Below are 13,457 nucleotides of genomic sequence, written 5' to 3' on the forward strand. Positions count from 1 at the left end.
TTTATTTTTAGAATTAGCGGAGGTATTATATGATTATTATAAAATACACAACAGAGGAAGAAGGACAGCAAATAATTGCTGATAAAACAAGTCAAGGATATACATTAATTGAAGTTCAAAATATAACTGAAGGAAATTTTCTTGGATTTTTAGAACCTAATGAAACTTTACCAGAAAAAGATAAAACCGAATTACAAGTTTTACAGGAAACGGTGGATACATTGGTTGCAGATAATTTAAATTTACAAGCACAAATTGACACTTTAATCACATCAAATTTACAGGAGGTATAAGCATGTTTGAAAGGTTGAATTATTTATACAGTATAGGAAGAGTAACAGCAGAACAACTGGATATTGCGGTATCAAAGGGATGGATAACCGCCGAGGAAAAAATGAAGATAATAGGATAATATCACGAACCAAAAGGATTACTTAAAAATGGGTAGTCCTTTTAATTTACTCAAAATTAGCAACTAAGGGAGGACAGTATGAAGGATTTCATTATTAAGTATTGGATACAGTTCTTATTTGCAATTGTATCGGGAGGGTTGGGAGTGGCGTATAAAGCATTAGCAAAGCGAATACATAAACAGTCATGTGACCAAAAAGCATTAAAAGACGGTACACAATCTCTTTTAAGAAGTGAGATTATACGATGCTATGACATGTATATGGAAAGAGGATACATACACTGTTTTGAGAGCGTTTTAGCAATGTATGATGCATATCACAAGTTAGGCGGCAACGGAACAGTTACAAAACTTGTTGAAGAATTAAGGGAACTACCAGTTAAAACCCATAAAACAATAGAACAAAATGGAGGGATTTTAAATGAAAGGTATTGACTACACTACTCAAACAACAGTTTCACAGGCAAAGGCATTAAAGGCGGCAGGCTACAACTTTGTATGTAGATACTTGGTGCCGGAGAGCATGGCGTGGAAGAGGCTTACAAAAACAGAGGCCGAGATACTAACTAACGCAGGACTAAACATTGTATCAGTATACGAAGCATCAGCAAACGGAGCCTTAAAAGGAGCTATACAAGGTACAAAAGATGGCAAAGCAGCATATTCAGAAGCAAAAAAAGTTGGGCAGCCTGCCGGGAGTACAATATATTTTGCAGTAGACTTTGATGCACAGTCAGTTGATTATCCGGCTATATATGCATACCTGAAAGCAGCACAAACACAAATAAAAGGTTATAACATTGGAGTATATGGCAGTTGTGCAGTATGTGAGGATATGCACAAAAGGGGAATTAAGTATTGTTGGCAGACCTATGCATGCCGAGGCAAAAAGTCACAACATGCTAATATATATCAGTACAAAAATGATGTAAATGTAGTCGATATAAGTTGTGATATGAATGAATCATATGGAAATGAAGGGTTCTGGAATTTAAAACCTGTAAGAAAAGAAATGACATACAACGAAGCATTTAAAATAATATTGAAGAGGTTGGTTCGCCATACGATTATTGGTCTGGAAAATTGCCGGAAGATAAAGCAAAAAAGACCGTATCAAGTTTACCGGCATTATTTATAAAAATAGCCAAGGCACTTAAATAAGGAGAATTAGGATTTATGAAAGAAAAATTTGCAAAACTAATAGACGTCAAAACAATTGTAACCTTTGCCCTTGTGGGCGCAATGATATTTTTTACCGCAACCGGTAAGATAGCCCCCGAAAAGCTTGCATCTATGGCAACCATGGCTGTGAGCTTTTTCTTTGCGGTGAAATTAAATAAACAATAATAAATAGAGGTTATAGCCTGTCGTGATGATAGCCCCTCTAACCTCTCAATATTTAAAAGAGCTTCGGCATAATTGCCGGGGCTTTTATTTTTGAGGGGAGATAATAAAAATATGAATAATTTAGTAACCATAAAAAGAAAAAATGTACTTACAAATAGCTTAATAATTGCGGATGGGACAGGTGTAAAACACAAAAATGTAAAAGAATTGATTTATACATATGAAGATAAATTTAAACAGCTTGGGACTTTAGCGGTTTTAAACGGAAAAAGTACAGGCGGCCGGCCAGAACAATATTTTAAACTTAATGAACCACAGGCCACATTTATATTGACCTTAATGAGAAATTCCGAAATCGTAGTCGATTTTAAGCTTGCACTAACTAAAGAATTCTACCGCATGAGAAGCTTTATTTTGGAACGTCAATATGCAGAATGGCAGCAATTCAGAATAACAGGCAAACAAGTCCGCAGGGAAGAAACAGACATTATACTTGGAAAACTTATACCACATGCAGAATCACGGGGAAGTAAAAATGCAGGCAAGCTTTACATGACTTATTCTAAGCTTGTAAACGCCACGCTAGGAATTTAAACAGGACCAAAGAGACAAGTTACCACTTGCTTATATAGATGCCATTAGATTCCTAGAGAGAGCCATAGAAAACATTATATCTTTAGAAGTAGACAAAGGTACTTATTATAAAGAAATATACCAAGTATGTAAAGCTAAGTGTGGAATAATAAAAGAGTTAGCATTTCTGCCGACTTTACAACTCGGAGCATAAAAAAATTGCCCTCAGAGATTTCCCTCTGAGGGCAAAATAATATCAAAAGCGTCAGCTTCTCGTTTTATTTATTATACTAACTAGGTCCTACGATAAGTAAGCGAATAATTGTATGTAGAAGAATAGGATGAGTCATGGGAGTGTACTCTTATATATGCCTTTTCACCCGGATTAAGTATGAAATATGTTGAATCCCTTTGACTTATCCCGTTGTCTTCAATGTTTTTATTAAGATACGAGATTTGTTTAGTCTCGTTATAAATTACAACCTGCATATCAACATTTGCACTAACGGGGGATTGCAAAGAAAAAGTATAAATGTAAGGTTCGATAGAGCTTGAGGGATTGTATACCATATAAAAATCAGAATCATTTGGACCATCTAGCGGGGTGGAATTTGTAAAAAAATTATTATTAACATCTGTTAGGTTGCAAGCAGTAGCTTCTGTATTAAACTGAAGGGCATCTGCATTTACTAGATTTACACCTGACAATAAAATTGAGACAACTGTCGCTAAAAGTAAAAGTTTTTTTGGCTTTTTCATTAGAATTCTCCTTTTTGAAATTACATTTTGGTTCTTCATAAACTACCTCCATTTTTGTATTTTATACTACCATTTATTTGAAATTATAGTACAAACATACAAATATTGTCAACATAAAATGCAAATTAAAGTTATTGCACATAAAAAAACGAGCCGAGCTTTCTTCTATCTGGATCCACCTTATTACGGGACAGAAAAGTATTATCAGGCTGAATTCAAACCGGAGGATCATGAGACACTTGCTAAAACGTTGAAAAGGTTAAAAGGTAAATTCCTGCTGTCATACAATGACTGTGAGTATGTAAGGGAACTGTACAAGGACTTTACTATTGAGGAAATTCAGAGGAATCATAATTTACTGAACAGATATGAGGGAAAGGAAAAGACGTATTGTGAGGTGTTGGTGAGGAATTATTGAGTTAATTATTAATAAAATTATATGTAATTGGTAAAATTATACCAAAATTATAGAAAATGCTGAAAAAATTAAATTTGGTGTTACAAAATTTTACAAATTTTACACATAATATAATGTAAACTTGGAAAAGTACGCGTACACTATTCAAATTATAGGAGATGATTTATTGAAATTTAAAAATTTAAAAAGGATTTTAGCATTAACATTAATGGTTACGATGATTAGCAGTAGCATGGTATTTGCGGAGGAAGGCAATATTGAATCTACCAAAACCGATGTAAGTTCAAGCTCTAGTCTAAGCGATAAGGAAATAGCAATTAATAATTTGCTTAATGGTGGTTGGACGATGTCTGAAATTAAAGATCTGATTTCAGATTCTGAATTGACTAAATATACAAACTTAAAACCAGTTAAAAGTGTTACAAAGTATTTAAAATTGGTTCAAAAAAAGAAAGATGTTAAGGAGTCTAAAATAAAAAGTAAACAAAGTATACAAAACACTGAGATTGATGAAGATACAGAATTTGTTGAGATAAGTGAGGATCAATGTAAATTTGAACTAGAACAAGCAAAGGCTAAGGAAAATAGTAGTGATGGCAGTGTTAATTTATCCGATACATTGAGTAACACAGGAATATTAAATTTAACGCAATTGGCAAGTACGCCGCCACCTGAAGGTAGTAGTGACTTTTACTCAAACGATGGATATCTTAAGTACACAATTTCAGCATGGTATGCGGGTGGTACTAAATATTCAATAAATTACCGATGGCAGTGGCTGAAAGATCCCAAATATACAAGCGTCGATGTATTCGGTTTGGGACATGATGGAGGGATAGTACGTTCTGTAAGCGACCCAACTACATATGTATATAAATATGATTATTATGTTAATGGTTTTGCTACAGAAAATCAAGAAAATACACCTGAATATATAAAGGCGGATACAGGAGGAGTAGTATTTGCAACTAACCTAAAAGATAGGTCTGAGGCAATAAATGGAACATATGTTTCGTGGTATGGGAATCACAGGGGATACGTGAGCTACTATGTTAATAAGCAGTCTCCAGATATTTCTGTAGCATATGTTTATGGGTGTTATAAGCATCTTCAAAAAACAGTTGAACCAGAAGTAAGTATTTCATGGCCACTGAGTGCAAGTCTTACGGTAAGTCCTAGTGATGACTACGTAGAAGAGTTACCAAATGCAGAATTTGACTTCAGTCCTTATAAGTAAAATCTTTAAGTAAATATTTAAAAAAATATGTAGAGCTCTAATTTGAGCTCTACATATTTATTTTGAATAATTTAAAAGCGCTATTTACTAGATTAACTTATTTAACTTTGGTTAACATTGTTGTTGGTCTTAATAAGGACATAGGACTAAGGTCAGGCAATATAAATGTGGCTAATATAATTAGTGCTAATTTGATTGCGGCGATGTAAAGACTGATATAGCGATTGTAAAAGTGGACGATAAAAATAAATTAGCATCACTTAAATTTGTACATTCCACAAAACGTAACGGGGTGGATAATGTAATTGCAATTAGAATTCCGCTATCAGTATATATAAAAAGTACGATAGTTTAGCGGGATAATCAGTACAACCGATAGAATGGGATTAGGAAACTATAAGTTAATACAAGTAATGTTACCAAATTATGGTTCAAACGGGGGGACAACTTTTTAATTCGAACTAAGAGGTAATAGGAATTAATTCTTTTAAAGCAATCGAATTTGGTATGAGGGACTTTCTTTTTTTATTCCTTCAGAAAATGTACTTTCCGCAGTTTCCAAACTGGAGAGGATGGTAATCTAAAAATACCATATGTAGACATAAGTTTTGCCGAAGATAATTTTAGTAAGTATGGTATATGATATAAAAATAGCAAAACAAGGTATAAAATTAGAATTTTAAAAAAGGTTTGAAATAAAAAATAATAAAAATCGATAATAGGTAAAACCTTTTAATCCTTTAGATTGTCTAATTATAATGAGAGGTTAATTCTCTATAACTAAATGGGAGATATATATGAGGGCTGTTGAATTAGAAAAAGTAAGAAATGCTATTAGAGGTAATAAAAATGCGTTTGCCGAATTAATAGACGAAAGAAAAAAAGACATATACAGGATAGCTTATATTTATGTGAAGAATAATTCAGATACAATGGATTTGTTCCACGAAACAGTATACAATGCCTTTGCAACAATAAAAAAACTTAAAAATCCTGAATTTTTTAATTCATGGATTACAAGGATAACAATAAATTGTTGTATTAATTTTCTGAAGAAAAGAAAGAGAATCACTGAAAATGAGGTACAATGTCTGGATTCAGATGATATATACCAATATTCAGATGGTACACCTGATTTGTCGGAAGTTCTTTCTTCAAATATTGACCTGATAGGAGCAGTAGAAAAATTAGATATTAAGTTGAAAACAGTAATACTTCTAAAGTATTATCAAGATTTTACTATTAATCAAATAGCTGAAATTTTAGAATGTCCCACAGGTACTGTTAAAACCAGACTTAATAGAGCGTTAAACCTTTTGAGACTTGAGCTAGAGGATGTTAAAGGAGGTAATTTTAATGAATAACTTTAAAAAACAATGCGAAGAGATTTCCGTGCCGGATAATATTGATATAGTTTTGAAAAAAGCAATAAGAAAAGGTAGAAATGGTTTAATAACTAAAAGACTAATAACATTAACTATTGTTTTCTGTTTATTAGTGACAAGTTTGATAGGAACAGGCTACGCATACCCTCCGGCGGCTGAAGCATTTAAAACTATACCATTTATTGGTTCTATATTTCAAAAATTTACTGATAATGATTTGAAAATTGCCAGCCTAAATGGATTGACCCACTTTCCAGAACAGCAACAAACTAGAGATGGTGTGACAGTAACTCTTAAGGAATATTATTATGATAGAAGCAATTTTAATTTCGGCATAGTAGTAAAAGGAAGAAATCCATATAACTTTGAAACCCATTTTACATTGTATTATAATAACAAACCCTTAAATAAGGGTAGCGCTGGAGGAAGTACAGAAATCACAAAAGACAGTTTTTATAGATTAGCTGAAATGTCTCTAACTGAGACGCCTCCTGACAAATCTACTTTAAAATTGATTGGGACTGATAATACTGGAAAAATTAAAAAATTTGAGTTTGATATACCTATTGACTACAGTAAAGTGGATCCTTTAACTACAGAGATTAAATTAATGAAAAATATTAAACAGGGAAACAGAACAATTACAGTTAAAAATATAATTTTTACTCCGATTGCAACAACTATCAACTACGAGTATACCTGTCCAAAAGACGAGCACTATGGTATGCAGCTATATAATGAAAATGGAAGATTAGTTGAATCGAAAGGTAACATTGGGTCGCATGTAGTTAATGGAGATTTTACAACGTACTCATTTACTGACACTTTTGAGTCGATTAAAACAGTACCCAAATATTTGACACTAAATATAATTGATACCACAGGGATTAAAATATTGAATAATATACCTATTGTTTTGTTAAGTACAAAATTAGATTTGAGGGAGAATGGCAAGTAGTAACTGTACTCTAAGTAATTTGTATTTATTGGCTATGCCTATACCCACTTATATCCGTTGTTATCTTTGACTGGTACGGTTCGCCTCCACCATCAAAGTCCACAATTGTATAGGTGTCAATCCTATCATTGTAGACAATAACTTTAACGACATAAGTCTGGATGATCCGTTTCTGATCTTCCAGGCTTTTGTTTTTTATGTCGGAATCCTGGCTGAGGTAGTAGTAAATCTGATCTCTGGATGGGGAATTGATTTCAGCCTGACGCTTTGCTTCCTCGATTCTGAAAAGCCAACATCAATGACAACAATGGCAGTTTGGATCAAAAATAAAATAATAAAATAAAAGTAGGAGCATATATTCTGCTCCTACTTTAAGTTGAACCTGTTTGACCAGAGAACCATTTACTGTTTAACACATGTGCCCACTGTTAATCCCCTGTGATACAAGGAAGATCCTTTAGCTGCTGTATTCTATAAAGAGAAAGATGATATATTGCCAAGTAGATACATTTTAATCATTGCAAAGTCAATGGAGTCAACTTGTCCGTTTCTGTCCACATCAGCATTTTTAAGAGCATCTCCCGTAAGCGGTGTTATATTGAGCATATGCATTTTTAAGAGAGCATAATCTGTCGAGTCAACTGAACCATCGTTATTCAGATCACCCAAGGTTTGAACCGGTGCTATATCTTTAAACAAATCCGGCAATACGTTATAAATGTACTGATTAATCCAATTCCATGCATGTGTACCACCATTTGCAACCATAAAATAGAAGTTTCCGTTTTTTATGTCAGATGAATATATGAAAGTATCTGTTAGTTTTTTCATTGCATCTATCTGGGGTTTCATATTAGGATATGCAATATCATCACTGCCTGTAGCACAGAACAGCTTGAAGTCATGCGGTGCTTTATAACCGGCTTTCTTTGCAACATCTGCCAGATACTGTGCTGTTTCCGTTGGTTTACTGCTTCCAGCTGTTGAACCTAATGCCCAACAGTCACCACTATAAGGCATAAAATATTTAATATAGTCAAGGCAGTTAATATATGTATACCAGGTACATACCGAACCCATTGAGAATCCGCCAAATGCCCTGTGATCTCTGGAAGCCTTCATATCAGCAGTGCTTTTTGATTTTAAATAGGTATTATATTTGGTTTCAACCAACGGAATAAGTGTAGTGCTCAATTCCTGAGGAAAACCCGCAACATCATTATTACCTTTGTAAAATGAAGGTGTAACAACTATAACCGGTTCAGTATCTCCTTTTGCAATCATATTATCAATTATTACCTTTAATTCCTTGTTCTGACCTGGTCCGCCGAATAATAAATTCTCATCTTCGCCGCCACCGTGCATCAGATATACAACGTTATACTTTTTAGAAGTATCAGACTGGTTATATCCGTTAGGAAGATAGACGTTAAAATATTTAGTACCATTACCAAAATTGTAGCTTAACCTTTCAATAGTACCTTGCTTTGAACTAGTCATTTTGTACTCATAAGGAAGCGGTTTGAAAACTTTCTCACTAGCATCAGCTGCAGATACCGACATATTAGCAGTAGCCACCATGCTGAGGGTCATGATACTCGACAGAATAAAACACAAGCTCTTTTTAAAACCTTTTTTCAAAATCACGATACATCCTCCTTTAAAATTAAAAAATTATTTTACTTTCATCATCTATTTATTTTGAAAAAACATTTTACAAACCAAACGAATTTTCAAAATATAGGTGTAGCGTATATAATTATTTTACAATATTTTGTAAAAATGCACACCAAGAATTTACATTATATCAATCTAAAGGAAATAGGGAAGTACACATAGTCACTGTTTTGTCTTTATTTAGGAGGGCATTTATGAATAGATTTATCGGATGGATCGGCAGAAGGAATTAAAAGGTATGTAAGGGAACTGTACAAGGACTTTCATATTGAGCAAATTCAGAGAATTTAAAGGAAAAGAGAAGACATATTGTGAAATGTTGGTGAGGAATTATTGAACTCATTAATAAAAGTTTAGAAAGTTTGATTGTATATGAACCGAAATTGCAGAGTTTAATATGTAATAATGTTGTTAAGGATAAGCAAAAAGATGTTGTAAATTATTAAAGGTAATAGTATAGTAAATTTTCGTATTTTACAAAATTATACTAATAAGGTGTAAAGATGGTGTTGTTCAAAACAATCATCCGAGGTTGGGAACTAGTGGATTGCATCATTATGATTTTACATTGTTGGTATTAATTAAATAACAAAAGGACTCATTATAAAAACACAAAAGGAATTATTAATTTGAAATAAATATAATTAATTTCTTTTGTGTTTGTAATTTATAACATGCCTAAAACATTTTTGGAGTATGAAATGGCAATGAACTACTATAAATGGGATGATGAGACAATTAACGAAAAGGAATGGATCGATATTCTAGAAAACCATTCTGCTAATTACATGAATTGTTTTTAAAAAAGAATCTCAGAGAATTAACAGTTTAGATGAAACGGACCAAGATTTGCAACTTCGCCAATTGGGTAGGATAATGGGGGAAATGACCAAGCTTCAGGAAATGGAGAAAGAGCGAAACAGGAGAGAAGTGGAAAAAAGGTTAATAAGAGAAGGGGTTGTTTTTAAAGAGGCCCCGTATACCTCTGAGGAACTGAAAAAGAAATGGGAGCAGGCATTTTTGTCACATATGACACAATAATTTCAACCTAAGATAATCATGGTCCTGACGATGGGACTTTATTTCTTACACCAAATTCAATTTCTGGACATCCGTAAATAGATTTAACAAAGAAATTACTCTACCTTAATATTTCCATAATAATACAATTATAAGTTGTAGGTGAGTGTAGATATATGGTATTATATTCCAATAAAATATAAAAAATCTTTATTAAATTTTCTGTAAAATACAAATTTTATCTGCACTAATCTTAACAAAGGAGAATAGGTATATGAAAAAAAAAATTTCTTTATTAATGTGTTCGTGTTTTGTGTTTTTCAGCCTTACAGGTATTTTTCTTAGCTCAACTGTGGATGCTGCTTCGGCATCTCATGTTGTTATCAGTGAAGTTTACGGTGGTGGGGGAAACAGTGGTTCGTCCTACAACAATGATTTTATCGAACTTTACAACCCGACAGATTCCAGTATAAACTTATCCGGATGGTCTGTTCAGTACGCTTCTGCCGCCGGTTCATTCAATAACATCACAAATTTATCAGGAAGCATAGGTGCACATAAATACTTCTTGGTTAAGGAAGCAAGCGGAGGAAGTAGCACTGTTAACCTACCCACTCCCGATGTAACAGGTACTATAAACTTAAGTGCAAGCAGCGGAAAGGTTGTATTGGCAAAGGTTACTACAGCGGTATCCGGTTCAACAGGCTCAAATGTTGTTGATTTTGTAGGCTTTGGTTCTACAAACGATTCGGAAACTTCTCCGGTAGGTACACTTTCCAATACTACAAGTGCAGAACGTAAAGACAACAATGGTGGAACAACCCAGGGTCAAGGTAATGGCTGGGACACTAATAATAACGCAAGCGACCTGTATATTACAAGCAGCATAAATCCTCAGAATTCCTTTTCTCAAGAGGAACCGTATCTTGGTACTGAAACACCCACGCCTACCGCTACCGATAATGATAATATAGCATTAGGTAATCCAAGCGGTGCTACCAGCAGTACATCCAATTCCAATAACTATCTGATGGTTAAGCTCCAATACGATCTTTCCTATAATAACAGCAAACACGAGCCTAACTGGGTCAGTTGGCATCTAGGTTCAACTGATTTAGGCAGTGCTTCCCGACAGGATGATTTTCGTGCAGACACAACACTGCCGTCAGGGTGGTACGAGGTTACTGCAAGCGAATTTTCTGGTAGCGGGTTTGATAGAGGGCATATGTGTCCCTCCGCAGACCGTACATCTTCTGTTGTTAACAATTCTGCAACATTCCTGATGACCAATATGATACCACAAGCCCCAAATAACAACCAGATTACCTGGAACAACCTGGAGACATATGGACGCACACTTGTTTCAGCCGGTAACGAGCTATATATTATATCGGGAGGTTACGGAACTGGCGGAACAGGATCCAATGGATACATGACTACTGTGGGGAACGGTGTTGTGGTACCGGCTAAGACCTGGAAGATCATTGTAGTACTGCCTAACGGAAATAATGATATTAGCCGTATAACAACGCAAACCAGAGTAATAGCTGTTTTGATGCCAAATGATCAGACATGTAGTAGTAAACCATGGGGCAACTACCGGGTAAGTGTAGATAGCATCGAGGCCCTGACTGGCTATGATTTCCTTTCCTCAGTGTCCGCTAGTATCCAAAATATTATTGAAGCTAGCACTGATAATGGTCCTACAAATTAATATAATAATATCTAAAATGTGCATCAAAACATAAAAAGTTTTTTTGTATGTTTAAAGGGATCGGTAGAAATTATTCTGCCGATCCCTCATTATGATAGGTACTTTTTCTTAAATAATATTCTTGATGCCTTCGCAGATCCTCTTTGCAACTATAGGGTTATTCATGGTATACAGGTGTATTCCATCCACATCATTTACCAACAAATCAATAACCTGACTGAGAGCATATGACATCCCTGCATCAAAAAGTGCTGTTGGTTCATTCTCATATCTATTGAGTATTTTTCTGAATCTGTTTGGCAGTGATGCTCCGCATAAATTTACTATTCTTTCTATTTGAGCTTTATTGATAACAGGCATTATTCCGGCAGTTACAGGTACATTTATTCCTGCTATCCTGCAGCTTTCAATAAATGAATAGAAAAACTCATTTTCAAAAAATAATTGTGAAATAAGAAAATTAGAGCCTGCATCAACTTTTTCTTTTAAATGGCTTATTTCTGAAATTCTGTTTTTTGATTCCGGGTGGCATTCAGGGTAACAAGCACCTGCGAGACAAAAATTAGCCGCCTTATTCAAATATCCGGTTAATTCAGAAGCATAATGAAAATCACTCTTTTCTAACACATTGGGATTTTTATCCCCTCGGAGTGCTAAAATATTCTCGATACCATTTTCACTAAGTATAGATATAAAGCTGTCAATTTCTTGTTTTGTATAGCTTGAACATGTAAGATGAACCAATGTTTCGATACCATACTGATGCTTGATTTTCTTGGCTATTTCAATTGTTTTATTATTATTAGAGCTTCCGCCTGCACCAAAGGTAACGCTTATAAAGTCAGGGCTAAGTTCACTCAAAATAGCAAGGGTCTCATCTATATCTTTTAGTTCAGAATCCCTTTTAGGTGGAAATATTTCAAATGATAACACAGGCATTTTCTTTGCAAAAATTTCTTGTATTCTCATATATTAATCTCCTATCTGTACTTATAAATTTACTGCCATACAAAGATTATCGAGGATTATTATCACTTCTCCAACAAAGGTGCGTTGTTCTGCTTAATTCATAAAGTTATGAATTGTGTAAGACTAATTTAAATGATTAGTGCATTTTATTTGATTATAACATAAATATACAACACAATATAGAAATTAACAGAAGTTAATGTTATATAAATAATTAAAGAAAATTGATAAAAGACAAAACCTTTTTATCCTATCAATTGTCTAATTATAATGAGAGGCTAGGTCTCTATCAAAAAGTGGGAGATAAATATGACAGCTGTTGAATTAGAAAAGGTAAGAAGTGCTATAAAGGGTAATAAAAATGCTTTTGCTGAATTAATTGATGAAAGGAAAAAAGACATATACAGAATAGCTATTATTTATGTTAAGAATAATTAGATGCAATGGACTAGTTCCACTTTGCCTCTTTCATTGCTACTTTTATTTTTAATTTTATCATAGAAGCTGTCTGTTGCCGGATAACATCCCGGACAGGCTTTTCTAAACTTCTCTAATACGTAATCACCATTGGCCGGATTATATAAATATTGAAACTGTTGCCTGATTATCTCATTATCAGGTATACCATGATGACTTGCACTTAGAACCGATTCCAGCATGTTTAAATAGCGAATATTATTGGTAATTATGGCAATTATTTATAATATAACGTATAATTAAAACAAAGGCTAGATTGTTGCTTTATATCAAGAATGGGAGGTGATACTTCAAAAAGCAACAGCCTGTTATATGATTCTTCTCTTGAGTTTAGCAGCATTTTTCTTTGCGTAGCTCTGTCAGATACTCATTTTTACAATCCATATAAACATTTTCATTTTCTTTATACTAACCGGTTTCATATAGGGAAAGCTGTTGATTTGGTTATGCAAAAGCAGCATGGCCGGCTTTTTAATCGACCGATTTAATGGTTGAAATATTATTTATAGGA

Annotated in this window: 16 protein-coding genes; 13 read left to right on the forward strand and 3 right to left on the reverse strand. The window is 33.9% G+C overall.

What is annotated here, in order from left to right:
- Positions 1-29 precede the first annotated feature (29 nt).
- From CLO1100_RS02740 to CLO1100_RS02755, 6 genes are all read left to right on the forward strand, one after another.
- Positions 30-293: a hypothetical protein gene (locus CLO1100_RS02740; protein WP_014312225.1), complete on the forward strand. Its 264-nt coding sequence runs from the start codon at positions 30-32 to the stop codon at positions 291-293.
- A 2-nt stretch (positions 294-295) separates the two neighbouring features.
- Positions 296-412 carry an XkdX family protein gene (locus CLO1100_RS20150; RefSeq protein WP_014312226.1) on the forward strand — a complete coding sequence of 39 codons (117 nt, stop codon included), beginning with the start codon at positions 296-298 and terminating at the stop codon, positions 410-412.
- Between the two features lie 78 nt (positions 413-490).
- Positions 491-847, forward strand: coding sequence for a hypothetical protein (locus tag CLO1100_RS02745; RefSeq protein WP_014312227.1), 357 nt, complete (start codon positions 491-493; stop codon positions 845-847).
- Positions 834-1,550, forward strand: coding sequence for a DUF1906 domain-containing protein (locus CLO1100_RS02750; RefSeq protein ID WP_014312228.1), 717 nt, complete (start codon positions 834-836; stop codon positions 1,548-1,550). The genes CLO1100_RS02745 and CLO1100_RS02750 overlap by 14 nt, the downstream gene beginning before the upstream one ends.
- Positions 1,551-1,588: 38 nt before the next feature.
- Positions 1,589-1,759: a hypothetical protein gene (locus tag CLO1100_RS20605; RefSeq protein WP_014312229.1), complete on the forward strand. Its 171-nt coding sequence runs from the start codon at positions 1,589-1,591 to the stop codon at positions 1,757-1,759.
- A gap of 111 nt (positions 1,760-1,870) precedes the next feature.
- Positions 1,871-2,353 carry a Rha family transcriptional regulator gene (locus tag CLO1100_RS02755; protein ID WP_014312230.1) on the forward strand — a complete coding sequence of 161 codons (483 nt, stop codon included), beginning with the start codon at positions 1,871-1,873 and terminating at the stop codon, positions 2,351-2,353.
- Between the two features lie 273 nt (positions 2,354-2,626).
- On the opposite strand, the gene CLO1100_RS02760 is transcribed toward CLO1100_RS02755, so the two are convergent.
- Positions 2,627-3,130 (reverse strand): hypothetical protein, encoded by a 504-nt coding sequence (locus tag CLO1100_RS02760; protein ID WP_004620686.1) that lies wholly within the window; start codon positions 3,128-3,130, stop codon positions 2,627-2,629.
- Between the two features lie 79 nt (positions 3,131-3,209).
- On the opposite strand from CLO1100_RS02760, the gene CLO1100_RS02765 reads away from it, so the two are divergent.
- The 4 genes from CLO1100_RS02765 (at position 3,210) to CLO1100_RS02780 (ending at position 7,089) form a co-directional block, all read left to right on the forward strand.
- Positions 3,210-3,509, forward strand: coding sequence for a DNA adenine methylase (locus CLO1100_RS02765; RefSeq protein ID WP_050814131.1), 300 nt, complete (start codon positions 3,210-3,212; stop codon positions 3,507-3,509).
- Positions 3,510-3,675: 166 nt separating this feature from the next.
- Positions 3,676-4,746 (forward strand): hypothetical protein, encoded by a 1,071-nt coding sequence (locus CLO1100_RS02770; protein ID WP_014312231.1) that lies wholly within the window; start codon positions 3,676-3,678, stop codon positions 4,744-4,746.
- 797 nt (positions 4,747-5,543) lie between these two features.
- Positions 5,544-6,110 (forward strand): sigma-70 family RNA polymerase sigma factor, encoded by a 567-nt coding sequence (locus CLO1100_RS02775; RefSeq protein ID WP_014312232.1) that lies wholly within the window; start codon positions 5,544-5,546, stop codon positions 6,108-6,110.
- On the forward strand, positions 6,103-7,089 hold the full coding sequence (locus CLO1100_RS02780; RefSeq protein ID WP_014312233.1) for a DUF4179 domain-containing protein: 987 nt from the start codon (positions 6,103-6,105) through the stop codon (positions 7,087-7,089). Before CLO1100_RS02775 ends, CLO1100_RS02780 begins: the two co-directional genes overlap by 8 nt.
- A 471-nt stretch (positions 7,090-7,560) precedes the next feature.
- Here CLO1100_RS02780 and CLO1100_RS02785 read toward each other — a convergent pair whose 3' ends face one another.
- Entirely contained in the window at positions 7,561-8,736 is a 1,176-nt protein-coding gene (locus CLO1100_RS02785) for a dockerin type I domain-containing protein (protein WP_014312234.1), read from the reverse strand.
- A 915-nt stretch (positions 8,737-9,651) separates the two neighbouring features.
- On the opposite strand from CLO1100_RS02785, the gene CLO1100_RS20610 reads away from it, so the two are divergent.
- A complete protein-coding gene (locus CLO1100_RS20610) occupies positions 9,652-9,807 on the forward strand; it encodes a hypothetical protein (RefSeq protein WP_014312236.1) in 156 nt (51 codons plus the stop codon).
- A 253-nt stretch (positions 9,808-10,060) separates the two neighbouring features.
- Entirely contained in the window at positions 10,061-11,500 is a 1,440-nt protein-coding gene (locus tag CLO1100_RS19925; protein WP_014312237.1) for a DNA/RNA non-specific endonuclease, read from the forward strand.
- Positions 11,501-11,608: 108 nt separating this feature from the next.
- On the opposite strand, the gene metF is transcribed toward CLO1100_RS19925, so the two are convergent.
- Positions 11,609-12,469 (reverse strand): methylenetetrahydrofolate reductase [NAD(P)H], encoded by an 861-nt coding sequence (gene metF / locus CLO1100_RS02795; protein WP_014312238.1) that lies wholly within the window; start codon positions 12,467-12,469, stop codon positions 11,609-11,611.
- 309 nt (positions 12,470-12,778) lie between these two features.
- Between metF and CLO1100_RS21200 the strand changes: the two genes are divergently transcribed.
- Entirely contained in the window at positions 12,779-12,907 is a 129-nt protein-coding gene (locus CLO1100_RS21200) for a hypothetical protein (protein ID WP_014312239.1), read from the forward strand.
- Positions 12,908-13,457: the final 550 nt, after the last annotated feature.

This window comes from Clostridium sp. BNL1100, from assembly GCF_000244875.1.
Lineage (GTDB): Bacteria > Bacillota > Clostridia > Acetivibrionales > DSM-1351 > Ruminiclostridium.

What these genes read in the sequence shown, in the direction of transcription:
- CLO1100_RS02750 (WP_014312228.1), top strand. Translation starts at nt 834, where the DNA reads ATGAAAGGTATTGACTACACTACTCAAACAACAGTTTCACAGGCAAAG.
- CLO1100_RS20150 (WP_014312226.1), top strand. Translation starts at nt 296, where the DNA reads ATGTTTGAAAGGTTGAATTATTTATACAGTATAGGAAGAGTAACAGCA.
- CLO1100_RS19925 (WP_014312237.1), top strand. Translation starts at nt 10,061, where the DNA reads ATGAAAAAAAAAATTTCTTTATTAATGTGTTCGTGTTTTGTGTTTTTC.
- metF (WP_014312238.1), bottom strand. Translation starts at nt 12,469, where the DNA reads ATGAGAATACAAGAAATTTTTGCAAAGAAAATGCCTGTGTTATCATTT.
- CLO1100_RS02765 (WP_050814131.1), top strand. Translation starts at nt 3,210, where the DNA reads ATGCAAATTAAAGTTATTGCACATAAAAAAACGAGCCGAGCTTTCTTC.
- CLO1100_RS20605 (WP_014312229.1), top strand. Translation starts at nt 1,589, where the DNA reads ATGAAAGAAAAATTTGCAAAACTAATAGACGTCAAAACAATTGTAACC.
- CLO1100_RS02755 (WP_014312230.1), top strand. Translation starts at nt 1,871, where the DNA reads ATGAATAATTTAGTAACCATAAAAAGAAAAAATGTACTTACAAATAGC.
- CLO1100_RS02775 (WP_014312232.1), top strand. Translation starts at nt 5,544, where the DNA reads ATGAGGGCTGTTGAATTAGAAAAAGTAAGAAATGCTATTAGAGGTAAT.
- CLO1100_RS02780 (WP_014312233.1), top strand. Translation starts at nt 6,103, where the DNA reads ATGAATAACTTTAAAAAACAATGCGAAGAGATTTCCGTGCCGGATAAT.
- CLO1100_RS20610 (WP_014312236.1), top strand. Translation starts at nt 9,652, where the DNA reads ATGACCAAGCTTCAGGAAATGGAGAAAGAGCGAAACAGGAGAGAAGTG.
- CLO1100_RS02760 (WP_004620686.1), bottom strand. Translation starts at nt 3,130, where the DNA reads ATGAAGAACCAAAATGTAATTTCAAAAAGGAGAATTCTAATGAAAAAG.
- CLO1100_RS02740 (WP_014312225.1), top strand. Translation starts at nt 30, where the DNA reads ATGATTATTATAAAATACACAACAGAGGAAGAAGGACAGCAAATAATT.
- CLO1100_RS02745 (WP_014312227.1), top strand. Translation starts at nt 491, where the DNA reads ATGAAGGATTTCATTATTAAGTATTGGATACAGTTCTTATTTGCAATT.
- CLO1100_RS21200 (WP_014312239.1), top strand. Translation starts at nt 12,779, where the DNA reads ATGACAGCTGTTGAATTAGAAAAGGTAAGAAGTGCTATAAAGGGTAAT.